Source organism: Saccharothrix sp. DSM 118769 (genome assembly GCF_052936295.1).
Genome location: NZ_CP193627.1, coordinates 5,865,443 through 5,884,822, shown reverse-complemented (window position 1 = coordinate 5,884,822; position 19,380 = coordinate 5,865,443). Strand labels below are relative to the sequence as shown.

Annotated in this window: 2 protein-coding genes; both read left to right on the top strand. The window is 76.0% G+C overall.

What is annotated here, in order from left to right:
- Positions 1–4: 4 nt before the first annotated feature.
- Positions 5–17,149 carry an SDR family NAD(P)-dependent oxidoreductase gene (locus ACRAKJ_RS24965; RefSeq protein ID WP_438919373.1) on the top strand — a complete coding sequence of 5,715 codons (17,145 nt, stop codon included), beginning with the start codon at positions 5–7 and terminating at the stop codon, positions 17,147–17,149.
- Entirely contained in the window at positions 17,136–19,379 is a 2,244-nt protein-coding gene (locus tag ACRAKJ_RS24960) for a cytochrome P450 (RefSeq protein WP_438919372.1), read from the top strand. The genes ACRAKJ_RS24965 and ACRAKJ_RS24960 overlap by 14 nt, the downstream gene beginning before the upstream one ends.
- Position 19,380 lies beyond the last annotated feature (1 nt).

The window sequence follows — 19,380 nt, the reverse complement described above, 5'->3', positions numbered from 1 at the left end:
GGCCATGACCGACGAGGACAAGCTCCGCGGCTACCTCAAGCGCGCCACGGCGGACCTGCGGGTGATGAGCAGGCGCCTGGCCGAGGTGGAGGAGGCGGCCCGCGAGCCGATCGCCGTCATCGGCATCGGCTGCCGCTACCCCGGCGGCGTGGCCTCGCCGGAGGACCTGTGGCGGCTGGTGTCCGACGGCGTGGACGCCATCGGCGAGTTCCCGGACGACCGAGGCTGGGACATCACCCACGACCCGGACGGCGGTCCGGGCACCACCTCCACCCGGCACGGCGGGTTCCTCGACGACGCCGCCGGGTTCGACGCCGGGTTCTTCGGCATCTCGCCGCGCGAGGCGCTGGCGATGGACCCGCAGCAGCGGGTGTTGTTGGAGACGGCGTGGGAGACCTTCGACCACGCGGGCATCGACCCGACCTCGCTGCGCGGCAGCCGGACCGCGGTGTTCACCGGCGTGTGGTCCTCCGGCTACGCCGCCCAGCCGCCGCCGGACCTGGAGGGGTTCCTCGCCACCGGGATCGCGACCAGCGCCACGTCCGGCCGGGTGTCCTACCTGCTCGGCCTGGAGGGCGCCGCGGTGTCGGTGGACACGGCCTGCTCCTCGTCGCTGGTCGCGATCCACCTCGCCGCGCAGGCCCTGCGCGCCGGCGAGTGCACGCTCGCGCTGGCCGGCGGGGTGACCGTGATGGCGACCCCGGCGGGTTTCGCGGAGTTCTCCCGGCAGCGCGGCCTCGCCCCGGACGGCCGGGTCAAGTCCTTCGCCGAGGCCGCCGACGGGACGAGCTGGAGCGAGGGCGCGGGCCTGCTGCTGCTCGAACGCCTGTCCGACGCCCGCCGCAACGGGCACCGCGTGCTCGCGGTCGTGCGCGGCAGCGCGGTGAACCAGGACGGCGCCTCCAACGGCCTGGCCGCGCCCAACGGCCCCGCGCAGGAACGCGTCATCCGCCAGGCGTTGAGCAGCGCCCGGCTCGAACCGGCCGACGTCGACGCGGTCGAGGCGCACGGCACCGGGACCTCCCTGGGCGACCCGATCGAGGCGCAGGCGCTGCTGGCGACCTACGGCCAGGACCGCGCCGAACCGCTGTGGCTGGGCTCGGTCAAGTCGAACATCGGCCACACCCAGGCCGCCGCCGGCGTCGCCGGCGTGATCAAGATGATCATGGCGATGCGGCACGGCGCCCTCCCGCGCAGCCTGCACGTGGACCGGCCCACCACCCACGTCGACTGGACCGCCGGGCGGGTCCGCCTGCTCACCGAGCCGACCCCGTGGCCGGCCACCGACCGCCCCCGCCGCGCCGGCGTGTCGTCGTTCGGGATCAGCGGCACCAACGCGCACGTCGTGCTCGAACAGGTCCCGGCCGCGCCGGGGAGCACCGCCGAGGACACCGGCGTGCCGTGGCTGGTGTCCGCCCGGACCCCGCGGGCGCTCGCCGCGCTCGCGGAACGCCTCGGCGCGGTCGACGCGCCGGTCGCGGACGTCGGCACCGCCCTGCTGGAGCGGACCCGCTTCGAGCACCGCGCCGTCGTCCTCGACGACCACGCCGCCGGCCTGGCCGCGCTGGCCCGCGGCGCGAGCGCGCCCGGCCTGGTCACCGGCGAGGTGGGCGTGCCCGGCAAGACCGCGTTCGTCTTCCCCGGCCAGGGCGCGCAGTGGATCGGCATGGGCCGCGCGCTCTACGCGGACGAGCCGGTGTTCCGCGAGCACGTGGACGCCTGCGCGCGGGCGCTGGAGCCGCACGTGGACTGGTCGTTGGTCGAGGTCCTGACCGGTGCCGCGCCGGCGAGCGGGGCGCTGGACCGGGTCGACGTGGTGCAGCCCGCGCTGTTCGCCGTGATGGTGGCGCTGGCCGGGCTGTGGCGGTCCTTCGGCGTGGTGCCGGACGCGGTCGTCGGCCACTCCCAGGGCGAGATCGCCGCCGCGCACGTCGCGGGCGTCCTGACCCTGGAGGACGCCGCGCGGGTCGTCGCCGTGCGCGCGAAGGCCCTGGTGCCGCTGGCCGGCCTCGGCGGCATGGCCTCCGTGGCGCTGTCCCCGCGCCGCGCCGCCGACCGCCTGGAGCGCTGGGGCGGGCGGCTGACCGTGGCGGTGGTCAACGCGCCCGGCTCGGTCGTCGTCTCGGGCGACACCGCGGCCCTGGCCGAGCTGCTGGCGGCGTGCGCCGCCGACGACATCCGCGCCCGCGCGCTGCCCGTCGACTACGCCGCCCACTCCGCCCAGGTCGAGGCGGTGCGCGACCGGCTGCTGCGCGACCTGGCCGGGATCACCCCGCGCCCCGCGACGATCCCGCTGCACTCCACGGTCACCGGCGGGCCCGTCGACCGGCTGGACGCCGGGTACTGGTACCGCAACCTGCGGGAACCGGTGCTGTTCGACCGCGCCGTGACGACCCTGCTCGACGCGGGCCACGGCGTGTTCGTGGAGGTCGGCCCGCACCCGGTGCTGGCGTCGGCGGTCGAGGAGATCGCCGACGGGCGGGACGTCCTGGTCACCGGCACCCTGCGCCGGGACCAACCCCGGGAGTTCCGCGCCGCCCTCGCCCGCCTGCACGTCCGCGGCGTCGACGTGGACTGGCGACCGCTGTTCCCGGCCGACGCCACCCCCGCGACGCTGCCCGGCTACCCGTTCCAGCGGCAGCCGTTCTGGCTGCGGCCGAGCGCCGCCGCGACCGGCGACCACCCGGTGCTGACCACGGCCGTGGAGCTGCCCGACGGCGGCGCGGCGCTGACCGGCGCGGTGTCGCTGTCCACCCACCCGTGGCTGGCCGACCACGCGGTGCGCGGCCGGGTCCTGCTGCCCGGGACCGCGTTCCTGGAGATGGCCGCGCACGCCGCCGGGGTGGTCGGCGCGGACGCCGTGCACGAACTCGTGCTGGAAGCGCCGCTCGTGCTCGACCACGACACCGTGCGGTTGCAGGTCCTGGTCGGAGCGCCCGACGGGACCGGCCGTCGCCCGGTCGCGGTGCACTCGCGGGGCGAGGAGTGGGTCCGGCACGCCACCGGCACCCTCGGCGACGCCCCGCCCACCACCCCGTCCACCACGCTGGTCGTCCCGCCGCCGGGGGCCGAACCGCTCGACGTGACCGGCCTCTACGACACCCTCGCCGCCTCGGGCTACGACTACGGGCCCGCGTTCCAGGGCGTCACCTCGGCCCGGCGCGCGGGCGACGCGGTGCACGCGGAGGTGGAGGTCCCCGCCGGCGACCGGTTCGCGGTGCACCCCGCCCTGCTCGACGCGGCCCTGCACGCGGTCGCGCTGGTGGACCCGACCGGCCCGGCGCGGCTGCCGTTCGCGTTCTCCGGGGTGGTGCTGCGCCCCACCGACGCGTCCGCGCTGCGGGTGCGGGTGTCCGGCGGCCCCGACCACTACCGGGTCGTCGCCGCCGACCCCGACGGCAACCCGGTCGTCTCGATCGACTCGCTGTCGGTGCGGGCGCCCACCGACGCACCGGACCTCCACCAGCTCACCTGGCACCCCGTGGACGCCGACACCACCGCGGACGCGGTGCACCACGTGCGGCGGCACGACGGCGACCCGGCCGACGCCGCGCTGCGCGGCACCCTGGAGGTCCTGGCGGCGATCCGGGCGCACCGGGGTGACGCGCCGCTGGCCGTCGTCACCCGGGGCGCGGTCGCCGCCGCGCCCGGCGACGCGGTCGACCCCGCCCACGCCGCCGTGTGGGGGCTGGTCCGCTCGGCGCAGGCCGAGCACCCCGGCCGGTTCGCGCTGGTCGACGACGACGGGTCGTGGGACGGCGGCCTGCCCGACGAGACCGAGTCGGCGGTGCGCCGCGGGGTGCTGCTCGCCCCCCGCCTGACCCGGGTGGAACGGGCGCTCGCCGCGCCGGACGGCCCCTGGCGGCTGGAGGACGTCGGCACCGGCAGCATCGACGACCTGGCGCTCGTGCCGCTCCCGGAGACCCCGCTGGAGCCCGGCCAGGTGCGGATCGCGCTGCGCGCGGCGGGCCTGAACTTCCGCGACGTGCTCATCGCGCTGGACGTCTACCCCGGCGAGGCGTTGATGGGCGGCGAGGGCGCGGGCGTGGTCCTCGACGTCGGCCCCGGCGTTTCGTTCCGTCCCGGTGACCGGGTGTTCGGGTTGGTGCCGGGTGCGTTCGGTCCGCGTGCGGTGGCGGACCACCGGTTGCTGGCGCCGATCCCGGACGGGTGGTCGTTCGCCCAGGCGGCGGCCGTGCCGGTGGTGTTCCTGACCGCGTGGTACGGCCTGGTGGACCTGGGACGGGTGGGCCCCGGCGACCGGGTCCTCGTCCACGCCGGCACCGGCGGCGTCGGCATGGCCGCGATCCAGCTGGCGCGGCACCTGGGCGCGGAGGTGTTCGCGACGGCGAGCCCCGGCAAGTGGGACGTGCTGCGCGGCTTGGGGCTGGACGACGGGCACATCGCCTCCTCGCGGACGGTGGAGTTCGAGGGGCGTTTCCCGCGTGTGGACGTGGTGTTGAACTCGTTGGCGGGTGAGTTCACCGACGCGTCGTTGCGCCTGCTCGCGCCGGGCGGCCGGTTCGTGGAGATGGGCAAGACCGACATCCGCGACGCCGCCGACCACCCCGACCTCACCTACGCGGCCTTCGACATCGCGGACGCCGGTCCGGCGCGGCTCGGCGAGATCCTGGCCGCCACCGTGGCCGCCCTCGCCGACGGGACGCTGACCCCGCTGCCGCTCGACCTCCGGGGCGTCCGCGACGCGGTGGACGTGTTCCGGCACATGAGCCAGGCCCGGCACGTCGGCAAGATCGTCCTGAACCTGCCCGCCGACCTCGCCGAGGGCACGGTGCTGATCACCGGTGGTACGGGGACGCTGGGGTTGGCGGTGGCGCGGCACTTGGTCGAGCGGCACGGTGTCCGGCGGTTGGTGCTGGTGAGTCGTCGTGGTGGTGCGGTTCCGGTGTTGGACGCCGAGGTGCGGGTGGTGGCGTGCGACGTGTCGGATCGTGCGCAGGTCGCGGAGTTGGTGGCGTCCGTCCCCGACCTGAGGGTGGTGGTGCACGCCGCCGGGGTGCTCGACGACGCCGTGGTCGACGCGGTGACACCGGAGCAGGTGGCCCGCGTGTTCGAACCCAAGGCGCGGGCGGCCTGGCACCTGCACGAGCTGACCGCCGACCTGGACGCGTTCGTGCTGTTCTCCTCCGCCGCCGGGGTGCTCGGCAGCCCCGGCCAGGCCCACTACGCCGCCGCGAACGCGTTCCTCGACGGCCTGGCCGCGCACCGGCGCTCGCTCGGGATGCCCGCCGTGTCGCTGGCCTGGGGGTACTGGGCCGAGAGCAGCGGGATGACCGGCCACCTGTCCGAGCACGACCGGCAGCGCCTCGCCCGGTCCGGCGTCGTCCCGCTGAGCACCGACCACGCGCTCGACCTGTTCGACGCGGCCCTGGCCACCGACCGGGCCGTGGTCGCGCCCATCACGCTCAACCCCGCCCGGACCCCGGCCGGCCCCTCTGCCCTGCGGGGCGTCACCGGCCCCCGGGCCAGGCGCACCGTTCGCGGTGCGACCGCGGACCGGCTGCGGTCCCTGCCGGAGGCCGCGCGGCGGGCCGCGCTGCTCGACCTCGTCACCGCCACCACCGCCACGGTGCTCGGCCACGCCTCACCCGACGCCGTGGACGCCCGCCGGCCGTTCCGGGACCTCGGGTTCGACTCGCTGACGGCGGTGGAGCTGCGCAACCGGTTGGCGTCGGCGACCGGGCTGCGGTTGCCCGCCACGCTCGTCTTCGACCACCCCACCCCGGAACGCCTGGTCGACCACCTGCGCGACGAGGTCGTCGGTGCCCGCCGGGAAGTCGCCGCGGTCGCCGAAGCCGTGGACGACGACCCGGTGGTGATCGTGGGTATGGGGTGTCGTCTGCCGGGTGGTGTGGGGTCGCCGGAGGGTTTGTGGCGGTTGGTGTCGGGGGGTGTGGACGCGATCGGCGGGTTCCCGTCTGATCGTGGGTGGGATGTGGAGCGGTTGTTCCACCCTGATCCGGATCATCCGGGGACGAGTTACACGCGTTCGGGTGGGTTCCTGTCGGATGTGGCGGGTTTCGACGCGGAGTTCTTCGGCATTTCGCCGCGTGAGGCGTTGGCGATGGACCCGCAGCAGCGGGTGTTGTTGGAGACGGCGTGGGAGACGTTCGAGCATGCCGGGATCGACCCGACCTCGTTGCGCGGCAGCCGGACCGGGGTGTTCACCGGCCTGTGGTCCTCCGGCTACGGCCTCGGTGCCCAGGGCGACGTGGAGGGCTACTACGGCACCGGCGCGGCGACCAGCGTGGTGTCCGGCCGGGTCGCCTACCTGCTCGGCCTGGAGGGCGTCGCGGTCTCCATCGACACCGCGTGCTCGTCGTCGCTGGTCGCGATGCACCTCGCGGCGCAGTCGCTGCGCTCGGGGGAGTGCGACCTGGCCCTGGCGGGCGGCGTCACGATCATGGCCACACCGGTCGGGTTCACCGAGTTCTCCCGGCAACGCGGGCTGTCGGCCGATGGCCGGTGCAAGGCGTTCTCCGCGTCGGCCGACGGCACCGGCTGGGGCGAGGGCTCCGGGCTGGTGCTGCTGGAACGGCTGTCGGACGCGCGGCGGCGCGGTCACCGGGTGCTGGCGGTGCTGGCGGGCACGGCGGTGAACCAGGACGGCGCGTCCAACGGGTTGACCGCGCCCAACGGCCCGTCGCAGGAACGGGTGATCCGGCAAGCACTGGCGAACGCCGGTCTCGTTCCGTCCGATGTGGACTTCGTCGAGGCGCACGGCACCGGCACCTCCCTGGGCGACCCGATCGAGGCCCAGGCGTTGCTGGCGACCTACGGGACCGACCGCGCGGAGCCGTTGTGGCTGGGGTCGGTCAAGTCGAACATCGGTCACACCCAGGCCGCGGCGGGTGTGGCGGGTGTGATCAAGGTCGTCGAGGCGATGCGGCACGGCGTGCTGCCGAAGACGCTGCACGTGGACGAGCCGACGCCGCACGTGGACTGGTCGGCGGGGAACGTGCGCCTGCTCGCCGACGCCGTGCCGTGGCCCGAGACCGGACGCCCGCGCCGCGCGGCGGTGTCGTCGTTCGGGATCAGCGGCACGAACGCGCACGTCATCCTAGAGCACGTGCCGGAGGCACCGGGACCCGACACCGATCACCCGTTGTGGCTGTTGTCGGCGAAGAGCGAGACCGCTTTGCTGGAGCAGGTGCGGCGGGTGCGGGAGTTCGCGGCCGATCGTCCCGGTGTGGTGGGGATCGGTCAGGCCCTGGCCGGTCGTGCCCGGTTCGCGCACCGTGCGGCGATCCTCGGGGCGGACGTGGTGACGGGTGTGGCCGGGTCGCCGCGCCGGACGGTGTTCGTGTTCCCCGGTCAGGGCGCGCAGTGGGTCGGCATGGGGCGCGAGCTGTACGCGGCCGAGCCGGTGTTCCGGGAAGCGATCGACGCCTGTGCGCAGGCTCTCGCGCCGCACGTGGGCTGGTCGCTGGTGGAGGTCCTCGACGGCGGCGAGTTGGACCGCGTGGACGTGGTGCAGCCGGCGTTGTTCGCGATGATGGTCGGCTTGGCCGCGTTGTGGCGGTCGCGTGGTGTCGAGCCGGACGCGGTGGTGGGGCATTCGCAGGGCGAGATCGCGGCGGCCTACGTGGCTGGGGCGTTGTCGCTCGACGACGCGGCTCGGGTGGTCGCGTTGCGCAGCAAGGCCCTGGTGGCGATCTCGGGTCTGGGCGGCATGGTCTCGGTCGGCTTGCCGGCGGACTCCGAGCTGCTGTCGCGGTGGGGTGATCGGCTGTCGGTGGCGGTGGTGAACTCCCCGACGAGCGTGGTCGTCTCCGGTGAGCCGGACGCGTTGGCCGAACTCGTGGCGGCGTGCGAGGCCGGAGGTGTCCGGGCGCGGGTGCTGCCGGTGGACTACGCGGCGCACTCGGCCCAGGTGGAGGCGATCCGGGAACGGCTGCTGGCCGACCTGGCGGGCGTCACGCCACTCGAAGCGCGGGTCCCGTTCCGCTCGACGGTGATCGACGGACCGGTGGAGACCGCCGACGCCGAGTACTGGTACCGCAACCTGCGCGAACCCGTGCGGTTCGACCGGGCCGTGCGGGCGTTGACCGGGCACGTGTTCGTCGAGGTCAGCCCGCACCCCGTGCTGCTGCCCGCGCTGGAGGAGCAGGACGCCGTCGCCGCCGGCACGCTGCGCCGCGACCGCCCCGACTTCCTCGCCGCCGCCGCGCGGCTGTTCGTGCTCGGCGTCGACGTGGAGCCGGGCGACGTGGACCCGGGCGGCGCGCCCGTCCCGCCGGTCGACCTGCCCACCTACCCGTTCCAGCGCGAGCGGTTCTGGCTGGCGGCGGGTGGTCCGGCCGACGTGTCCGGCGCGGGCCTGGACCCGGCCGACCACCCGCTGCTCGGCGCGGTCGTCGAGCTGCCCGGCGAGCAGGGCGCGGTGCTCACCGGCACGCTGTCGCTGGCCACCCACCCGTGGCTGGCGGACCACGCCGTGCTCGGCAGGGTGCTGATGCCCGCCACCGGGTTCGTCGAACTGGTGACGCACGCGGCCGGTGTCGTCGGCTGGTCGTCGGTCGAGGAACTCGTCCTGGAAGCGCCCCTGGTGCTCCCGGCGGACGGCGCGGTGCGCGTGCAGGTCGTGGTGGGGGCCCCGGACGGGTCGGGCCGCCGACCGGTGGAGGTCCGCTCCCGCGCGGAGGAGTGGGTGCGCCACGCCGTCGGCGCGCTCGCCGCCGAACCCGCCGCGCCGCCGGCGTTCCCCGCGTGGCCGCCCGCCGCGCGACCGGTCGACGTGCGCGACCTCCACGACGCCCTGTCCGGCTACGAGCACGGCCCCGCCTTCCAGGGGGTGCGCGCGGTGTGGCGGTCGGGCGGCGAGGTGTTCGCCGAGGTGGCGCTGCCCGCCTCGATCACCGACGCCGCCCGGTACGGCGTGCACCCCGCGCTGCTGGACGCGGCGCTGCAACCGCTGGCCCTGCTCGCCGGGGACACCGACGAGGTGCGGCTGCCGTTCTCCCTCACCGGGATCGCGGTCCACCGACCCGGCGCGGCCACCGCCCGGGTGCGGCTGTCGGGCACCGCCGCCGACGGCTACGCCATCGCACTGGCCGACGAGACCGGCGCGCCGGTCGCCACCATCGGCGCGATGACCACCCGCCCGGTGGCCCGCCCCGCCGACGAGGCCCTGTTCCGCCTCGACTGGCACCCGCGCGACGGCGGCACCACCCCCGCCCGGGTCGTGTCACCGCGGTCGGTCGCGGAGGCGCTGGCCCTGGTGCAGGCGTTCCTGGCCGAGGACGGCGACGAACGCCTGGTCGTGCACACCCGCGACGCCGCGACCGACCCCGAGGCCGCCGCCGTGGGGGGCCTGGTCCGCGCCGCGCAGGCCGAGCACCCCGGCCGGCTGGTGCTGGTGGACACCGACGACTCCGCGCCGCTCGTGCTCGACGACGAGGACCGGTTCGCGGTGCGGCGGGGCGAGGTGCACGTGCCCCGGCTGGTCCGGACCGCCCCGGAGCCCCTGGTGTCCGGCTCGCTGGTGCGGGCCGACAGCGGGAGCCTGGACGACCTCGCGTTCGCCGACGTGCCCGGGACGCCGTTGGCGCCGCACGAGGTGCGCGTCGCGGTCCGCGCGGCGGGCCTGAACTTCCGCGACGTGCTGATCGCCCTGGGCACCTACCCGACGTCGGCCGAGCTGGGCAGCGAGGGCGCCGGCGTGGTGACCGACGTCGGCCCGGAGGTCACCCGGTTCCGGCCCGGCGACCGGGTGACGGGGCTGCTGCGCGGCGCGTTCGGGGCCGTCGCGGTGGCCGACCACCGGGTGCTCGCCGAGGTGCCCGCCGACTGGTCGTTCGCGCAGGCCGCCGCCGTCCCCGTGGCGTTCCTGACCGCCTGGTACGGGCTGTTCGACCTCGGGCGGCTGGGCGCCGGCGACCGCGTGCTCGTCCACTCCGGCGCGGGCGGCGTCGGGATGGCCGCCGTGCAGCTCGCGCGGCGGGCCGGCGCGGAGGTGTTCGCCACGGCGAGCCCCGGCAAGTGGGACGCCCTGCGCGACCTCGGGTTGGACGACGACCACATCGCCTCCTCGCGCACCCTGGACTTCGAACGGCGCTTCCCGCCCGCGGACGTCGTGCTGAACGCGTTGACCGGCGAGTTCACCGACGCCTCGCTGCGCCTGCTCGCGCCGGGCGGGCGGTTCGTCGACATGGGCAAGGCCGACCCGCGCGACACCCCCGGCTACCGGGCGTTCGACCTCGCCGAGGCGGGGCCCGAGCGGCTGGGCGAGGTGCTGGCCGAGGTCGTCGGGCTGCTCGCGGCGGGCGACCTGCGCACGCCGCCGATCACCGCCTGGGACCTGCGGCACGCCTCGCGGGCGTTCCGGCACATGAGCCGGGCCGCCCACGTCGGCAAGGTCGTGCTGACCGTCCCCGCCCCGCTCGGCCCGGACGACACCGTCCTGATCACCGGCGGCACCGGGACGCTCGGCGGCCTCGTCGCCCGCCACCTGGTCACCGCGCACGGCGTGCGGCGGCTCGTGCTGGCGAGCAGGTCCGGGCACGCCCCCGAGCTGCGCGACGACCTCGAACGGCTCGGGGCGCACGTGACCACGGCCGCCTGCGACGTGGGGGACCGGGACGCGGTCGCCGGGCTGCTGGCCGGCATCCCGGACCTGACCGCCGTGGTGCACGCGGCCGGCGCGCTGGACGACGGCGTGGTCGAGTCGCTCACGCCCGAACGCCTGGCGACCGTGCGCGGCCCGAAGGCCGACGCGGCGCGGCACCTGCACGAGCTGGTCGGCGACGTGAAGGCGTTCGTGCTGTTCTCCTCCGCGGCCGGCGTCCTGGGCAGCCCGGGCCAGGGCAACTACGCCGCCGCCAACGCCTACCTCGACGGCCTGGCCGAACGGCGACGGCGGCAGGGGCTGGCCGCGGTGTCCGTGGCGTGGGGGCAGTGGGCGCGGGGCAGCGGCCTGACCGCCGCGCTGACCACGACGGACCGCCGCCGCCTCGCCCGGTCGGGGGTCGTGCCGCTGTCCACCGAGCACGCGTTGGCGCTGTTCGACGCCGCGCTCACCGCACCGGACCCGACCCTGGTCGCCGCCGGCCTCCGGGTGCACGCGCTGGGCGACCGGCCGGTGCTGCGCGCCCTGACCCGCCGGCCCGCCCGCACCACCCCCGGTGCGGCGGGCGACCTGGCCGCGCTGCCCGAGGCCGAGCGGCGCGCCGCCCTGCTGGAGCTGATCACCACGCACAGCGCGGCCGTCCTGGGCCGCGCCGGCGCCACCGACGCCGACCGGGCGTTCAAGGACCTCGGGTTCGACTCGCTGACCGCCGTCGAGCTGCGCAACCGGCTGTCCGCCGCGCTCGGCGTCCGGCTGTCGGCGACCCTGACGTTCGACCACCCGACGCCGACCAGGCTGGCCGAGCACCTGCTCGAAGTCCTGTCGGGCGCGCGACGACGCGTCGAGCGGCCGGTCGCCCACCACACCACCACCGACCCGGTCGTGGTGGTCGGCATGGGCTGCCGCTACCCCGGTGGTGTCGGTTCGGCGGCGGAGCTGTGGGGGGTGGTGTCGGGGGGTGTGGACGCCATCGGCGACTTCCCGGCCGACCGGGGTTGGGACCTGGCCGGGTTGTACGACCCGGAGGGTGGTCCCGGCACCAGCTACACGCGGTCGGGCGGGTTCCTGGAGGACGCGGCCGGTTTCGACGCCGGGTTCTTCGGGATCTCGCCGCGTGAGGCGTTGGCGATGGACCCGCAGCAGCGCTTGGTGCTGGAAACCGCGTGGGAGACGTTCGAGCACGCGGGCATCGACCCGACCGCCCTGCACGGCAGCCGGACGGGCGTCTACACCGGCATCTGGACCTCCGGGTACGCGGGAGGCGTCGACCAGGTGTCGCGTGACGCGGAGGGCTACCTGGCCACCGGCACGTCCACCAGCGTGACCTCCGGCCGCGTGTCCTACCTGCTGGGGCTCGAAGGCCCGGCGGTGTCGGTGGACACGGCGTGCTCGTCGTCGCTGGTGGCGATGCACCTGGCGGCGCAGGCGCTGCGCTCGGGGGAGTGCGACCTGGCCCTGGCCGGCGGGGTCACCGTCATGGCGACCCCGGCGAGCTTCGTGGAGTTCTCCCGCCAGCACGGCCTGGCCGCCGACGGCCGGGCCAAGTCCTTCGCCGCCGGCGCGGACGGCACGAGCTGGGGCGAGGGCGCGGGTCTGGTGCTGCTGGAACGGCTGTCGGACGCCCGCCGCAACGGCCACCGGGTGCTGGCCGTGCTGGCGGGCACGGCGGTGAACCAGGACGGCGCGTCCAACGGCCTCACCGCGCCCAGCGGACCGGCGCAGGAGCGGGTCATCCGGCAGGCGTTGGCCAACGCGGGGCTGGAACCGTCCGACGTGGACGCCGTCGAGGCCCACGGCACCGGGACCACCCTGGGCGACCCGATCGAGGCCCGGGCACTGGTCGCCACCTACGGCGCCGACCGCGCCGAACCGCTCTGGCTGGGGTCGGTGAAGTCGAACATCGGGCACACGCAGGCCGCGGCCGGTGTCGCCGGTGTGATCAAGATGATCGAGGCCATGCGTCACGGCACCCTGCCGCGCACCCTCCACGTCGACGCGCCCAGCCCGCACGTGGACTGGCAGCACGTCCGGCTGCTGACCGAGACCACGCCGTGGCCCGCGCACGACCGGCCCCGCCGGGCCGCCGTCTCCGCGTTCGGGATCAGCGGCACCAACGCCCACGTGATCCTGGAGCAGCCGGAGCCGGAGCCGGAGGCCGTTGTGTCGCCGGTGTGGGTGCCGTGGTTGTTGTCGGCGAAGTCTTCGGAGGCGGTGCGGGCGCAGGCGGTGCGGTTGCGGGGGTTCGTGGGTGATCCGGCGGTGGGTGCGGCGTTGGCGTCGCGGGCGCGGTTGCCGTACCGGGTCGCGCTGACCGACCCGGACCGGCTCGCCGCCGACCTCGACGCCCTCGCCGAGGCCCCGATCGCGAAGGCCCAGGCCGGCGGGACCGCGTTCGTCTTCTCCGGCCAGGGCTCGCAGTGGCGCGGCATGGGCGACCGGCTCGCCCGGGCCCACCCGGTGTTCGCCCGGGTCCTGGCCGGGATCTGCGACCGGCTCGACCTGGACCTGCACGAGGTGGACCTCGACCAGACCCGGTACACGCAGGCGGGGTTGTTCGCGATCGAGGTGGCGCTCTACCGGCTGGTCGAGTCGCTGGGGATGCGCCCGGACTACCTCGTCGGGCATTCGATCGGGGAGATCGCCGCCGCGCACATCGCCGGGGTGTTGAGCCTGGAGGACGCCTGCACGCTGGTGTCCGCACGGGGACGGTTGATGCAGGAACTGCCGCCGGGCGGGGCGATGGCGTCCCTGCGCGCCTCGGAGGCCGAAGTCCTCGCCGACGGCGACGAGGTCGACATCGCGGCGGTCAACGCGCCGGACACCGTCGTGGTCTCCGGCGACGAGCACGTGGTGTCGCGGATCGTCGAGCGGTGGCGGGAGCGCGGGCGCGAGACCCGGCGGCTGACCGTGAGCCATGCGTTCCACTCGGCCCGGGTGGAGCCGATGCTCGCCGAGTTCGCCCAGGTCGCCGAGACCCTGACCTACCACCCGCCCACGCTCCCCGTCGTGTCCACGGTGACCGGCGACCCCACCGACATGACCACCCCGGCCTACTGGGTGCGCCAGGTCCGCGACACCGTCCGGTTCGACCGGGCGCTGGGGTGGCTGCGCGACCGCGGCGTCACGGCGCTGCTGGAGATCGGCCCGCACCCGTCGCTGGTGCCCGACGCGGTCATGCGCCGCGACCACGACGAACCGGAACGCCTCCTCGCCGCCCTCGGCCGCGTCTGGGAGCAGGGCGGCGACTGGCGCCCGCCCACCCCGCCCGCCCACCTCGACCTGCCGGCCTACGCGTTCCGGCGGGACCGGTTCTGGCTGGTCCCCACCGCCCCGGCGGGCGCCGGCCTGGACCCCCTGGACCACCCGCTGCTGCGGGCCGCGGTGCCGCTGCCCGACGGGCAGGGCGTGGTGCTCGTCGGCGCGCTGTCCCGCGACGCGCACCCGTGGCTGGCCGAGCACACCGTGCTCGGCTCACCCCTGCTGCCCGCCACCGGGTTCGTGGAACTGGCCCTCCAGGCGGGTCGGCACGTCGACTGCGCCGCGCTCGCCGAACTCGTCCTCGAAGCGCCGCTGCCGCTGCACGACGCCGTGCACGTGCGGGTCGCGGTCGGCGCGCCCACCGACACCGGGCAGCGCCCCGTGGCCGTGCACTCCCGCACCGCCGCCGACCCCGACCGGTGGACCCGCCACGCCACCGGCGTCCTGCTCCCCGGGACCACCGCGCTCCCGACCACCGCGCTCCCGACCACCGCGCTCCCGACCACCGCGCTCCCGACCACCGCGCTCCCGACCACCGGGACGGCCGCCGCGAGCTGGCCGCCGGCCGGCGCGACCGCGGTCGACACCGCGGGCCTCTACGACACCCTGGCCGACGAGGGCTACGACTACGGGCCGACGTTCCAGGGGCTGCGCGCCCTCTGGCGGCACGGCGACGACCTGCACGCCGAGGTCGAGTTCCCCGCCGACCCCGCGCAGCTGACCGGCTACGGCCTGCACCCGGCGCTGCTGGACGCGGCGATCCAGCCGCTCACCCTGCTCACCGGCATCACCGCCGCGGTCGACGGCCCCGGCGAGAGCCTGGCCAGGCTGCCGTTCTCGTTCGCCGGCGTGTCGTTCACCGGCGCCGCCGCCGCGCTGCGCGTCACCCTGTCGCCCACCGCGCCGGACACCTACGCGGTGCGGGTCACCGACACCGCGGGCGCGCCGGTCGCCGCGATCGACTCCCTCGTGCTGCGCCCGGTCGAACTGGCCGACCTCGCCACGACCCGGCACGCCGACGCCCTGTTCACCCTCGACTGGACGCCGCTGCCGCCCGCGGACGGCCCGGACCCGGCGGTGGTGCTCCGCGACCTCGCCCCCGACGTCCCAGGCGACCCCGACGCCCTCGACGGCCGCGACCAGCTCGACCGGACGCGCGCGGTCACCCGCCAGGTCCTCCACGACGTCCAGGCGGCACTGGCCGACGACACCCGCCTGGTGTTCGTCGGCCGGGGCGACGACCTCGCGTCGGCCGCGGCGCAGGGGCTGGTGCGCAGCGCGCAGCACGAGCACCCCGACCGGTTCCTGCTGGTCGACCACGACGGCACCGAGGCGTCCGGGCAGGCCGTCCCGGCCGCCGTGCGCACCGGGTTCGCCCAGGGGGAACCGCACCTGCTCCTGCGGGACGGCGCGCTCCTCGCCCCCCGGCTGCGCGGGCACGCGGCGACGACCCCGGCACGGCTGCGCGGCACGGCCCTGGTCACCGGCGGCTTCGGCGTCCTCGGCGGCCTGACCGCCCGCCACCTCGTCACCGCGCACGAGGTGCGGCACGTCGTCCTGGCCGGTCGGCGCGGCGGGGCCACCCCCGGCGCGGCGGAACTGGTGGCCGAGCTGACCGCCCTCGGCGCGACCGTCACCGCGGCGGCGTGCGACGTCTCCGACCGGGACGCCCTCGCCGCGCTGCTGGGCACCGTCGAGGACCTGCGCGTCGTCGTGCACGCCGCCGGCGTGGTCGACGACGCCGTGGTCGCGTCGCTGACCCCCGAGCGGCTGCACGACGTGCTGCGGCCCAAGGTGGACGCCGCCTGGCACCTGCACGAGCTGACCGCCGACCTGGATGCGTTCGTCCTGTTCTCCTCCGCGTCCGGGGTGCTGGGCAGCCCCGGCCAGGCCAACTACGCGGCGGCCAACTCGTTCCTGGACGCCCTGGCCCGCCACCGGCACGCGCTGGGCCTGCCCGCGGTGTCCCTGGCGTGGGGCCAGTGGGAGCAGGACAGCGGCATCACCGCCGCCCTCACCGAGGCCGACCGCCACCGGCTGCGCCGCGCCGGCCTCACGCCGCTGCCCACCGAGCAGGCGCTGGCGCTGTTCGACGCCGGCGTGGCGGCGGGACCGCCGGTGCTCGTGCCCGCCCGCATCGACCCGGCCGCGCGGACGCCGCTGCTGCGCGACCAGCGCCGGACCCGGCGCGCGCAGCCCTCGACGCCCGTGCCCGCCGATCTGCTCGGCAGGCTCTCCGCGCTGCCCGAACCCGCGCAGCGGGCGCTGCTGCTCGACGTGGTCAACGCGCACAGCGCGGCCGTCCTCGGCCACGCCACCCCGCTCACCACCGACCCCGGACAGGCGTTCCGGGACCACGGCGTCGACTCGCTGACCGCGATCGAGCTGCGCAACCGGCTCAACGCGGCCACCGGCCTCCAGCTGTCCGCGACCGTCGTGTTCGACTTCCCGACGCCCGCGCAGCTGACCAACCACCTCTACGGCCGGCTGTGCGGCACGGCCGACCGGGTCGCCGGCCCGGTGGAGGCGCTGCTGCGCGGGGCGATCGACGCGGACCGCGCCCGCGAGGGCCTGGACCTGCTGGTCACCGCCGCGCGGCTGGCCCCGCCCGCCGACCGGCTCGACGTGACCCCGGTGAAGCTCACCACCGGGTTCGTGACACCCGCGCTGGTCTGCCTGCCCTCCGCGCTGGCCTTCACCGGCGTCGAGGAGTACACGAGGTTCGCCGCCGCGCTGGAGGCGATGCGGGACGTGACCGCCGTGCCGCTGCCGGGCTTCACGGGCGACCCGCTGCCCGCCGACGCCGACGCGCTGGTCGACGCGCTGGCCGACGCCGTCACCCGGGTCGTGCCGGGCGAGTTCGCGCTGGTCGGCCGCTCGGTCGGGGCGTGGCTCGCGCGCGCCGTCGCCGGTCGCCTGGAGACCTGGGGCCGCGGCCCCGCCGCGATCGCGCTGATCACGCCCACCGCGGACGCGCGGCCCCTGCTCGCCGGGGTCCTCGACCCCGCGCACCAGCTCCACCCGGTGGACGACGGCCGGCTGGCCGCGATGGGCCGCTACCTCGACCTCGGCGCGCGGTGGGCGCCGCAGCCGTCCACCACACCGGTCCTGCACGTGGGCACGGCCGACGAACGCCCGCCGGCCGGGCAGGAGTCGGTGGTCGTCGCCGGCGACCACTTCACCGTGCTGGAACAGCACTCCGCGTCCACCGCGCTGGCGGTCAGCAGCTGGCTCACGGACTTCCGCGGCTACGGGGCCGGGTTGTCCGAACTCAGGGAAAGGGACGTCCATGATCTGGGATGACGTGTTCATCGCCGGTACCGGCCACCACCTGCCGCCGCGCACCCCCGCGGCCGAGGCCGTGCCCGACACCGACACCATGCGGAGGCTGCTGGCGCTGTCGGACTTCACCTCCTTCACCCGGTCCGACGACATCACCGAGCAGGGCATGGCCGTGCGGGCGGCGATGGACGCGATGCGGCAGGCCGGCGTGACCGGCGCGGACATCGCGATGGCCGCCTACGCCCAGATGGACTCCCAGGACCACATGGCGCCCTCGTGCCACCTCCAGCGCGTCCTCGGCCTCGGCCACGCCCTCGTCTACGAGGTGGAGGCCACCAGCAACGGCGGCTCGGCCGCGCTCCAGTCGGCCGCCGCGCACCTGGTGGCCGACCGGTCCGCCACCGCCACCCTGGTCACCGCGACCTCCCGGTTCCGGCCGCCGCGCTGGGAGCGCTGGCAGCCCACCATCGGCATCTTCCTGGCCGACGGCGCGGCGTCGGCCGTGCTCACCCGCGACGGCGGCCGGGCCCGCCTGGTCGCCACCGCCAACAGCTCCGCCACCCAGATGGAGGTGCTGGCCGTCCCCTCCATCCCGGACCCGCTCGGCCACCGCGACCGCACCCCCATCGAGGTCACCGGCCTCGCGCCCTACCTGACCCTGATGAGCGAGGCCCTGGTGAGCGCGGTCGAGCGGGCCGCGAAGGAGGCGAACGTCGCCCTGGCCGACATCACCCGGTTCGTGATCACCGGCCTCGGGCTCGCGCAGCTGGAGGTGGTCGTGCTGGAACCGCTCGGCGTCTCCCTGGACCGCACCACCTGGCCGTTCCTGCGCGAACTCGGGCACGTCGGGCCGTGCGACCAGCTGCTGGGCGTGGACCACCTGCTCAACCACCCCGACACCGCGCCCGGCGACACGATCATGGTGGTCGGCCTCGGCATGGGCTCCCGGTTCACCGCGACCCTGCTGGAGGTCACCGAGCCGCCCGCCCGCACCACGACGTTCGTCGAGGCGTCCGCGCCGATCCCGCCGGTCGAGCGGTACACCATCGACCCGTCGGGCGCCGACATCTTCGGCGAGGCGGCCCGCCTGCGCGAACAGGGCCCCGCCACCCCGGTCGAGCTGCCCGGCGGCATCGGGGCGTGGGCGGTCACCGGCCACGACGCCGTGCAGGAGGTGCTGCTGGACCCGGACGTGTCCAAGGACGCCAACCGGCACTGGCCCGCGTGGCGCAACGGCGAGATCCCGCCCGACTGGCCGCTGATCCTGTGGGTGGCGATGAAGAACATGTTCACCGCCTACGGCGCGGACCACTCCCGGCTGCGCGGGCTGGTGGCCAAGGCGTTCACCGCGCGCCGCGTCGAGGCCATGCGCCCCCGCGTCGAGGCGATCACCGCCGAACTGGTGGACCGCCTGGCCGCCGTGCCCCGCGGGCAGGCGGTCGACCTGCGCGCGGAGTTCGCGTTCCCGCTGCCGATCCGGGTCATCGGCGGCCTGTTCGGGCTGTCCGCCCGGACCGGCGAGGACCTGCGCCGGCTCGTCGAGGCGGTGTTCAGCCTGGACGCCGACCCCGAGGGCGTGCAGGCCGCGTCCGCCGAGCTGTACATGCTGCTCAAGGGCCTGGTCGCGGAGAAGCGGGCCAACCCCGGCGACGACATGACCACCGACCTGATCGCCGCCCGCGACGCGGACGGCAACCGCCTGGGCGAGCAGGAGCTGCTCGACACCCTGCTGCTGACCATCAGCGCGGGCTTCGAGACCACGGTCAACCTCCTCGACAACGCCGTCCACGCGCTGGCCACCCACCCGTCCCAGCTCGGCCTGGTCACCTCCGGCGCGAGCACCTGGAACGACGTGGTGGACGAGACGCTGCGCTGGCAGGCACCCGTGCCCAACCTGCCCCTGCGCTACGCCGTCGAGGACGTGCGGGTCGACGACGTCCGCATCGCCCGGGGCGAGGCGATCCTGGTGTCGTTCGGCGCGGCCGGCCGGGACCCGGCGCGGCACGGCGCGAACGCCGAGGAGTTCGACATCACCCGGCCGTCCCGGCGTGACCACCTCGCCTTCGGCCACGGCGTGCACTTCTGCCTGGGCTCGCCGCTGGCCCGGATGGAGGCCGTGATCGCGCTGAGCGCCCTGTTCGACCGGTTCCCCGGCCTGCGCCTCGCGGTGCCGTCGGAGGAGCTGGAGCCGCTCGGGTCGTTCTTCACCAACGGCCACAAGACGCTGCCCGTCGTCCTGGAGGAGGACTGAG

What these genes read in the sequence shown, in the direction of transcription:
- ACRAKJ_RS24965 (WP_438919373.1), top strand. Translation starts at nt 5, where the DNA reads ATGACCGACGAGGACAAGCTCCGCGGCTACCTCAAGCGCGCCACGGCG.
- ACRAKJ_RS24960 (WP_438919372.1), top strand. Translation starts at nt 17,136, where the DNA reads ATGATCTGGGATGACGTGTTCATCGCCGGTACCGGCCACCACCTGCCG.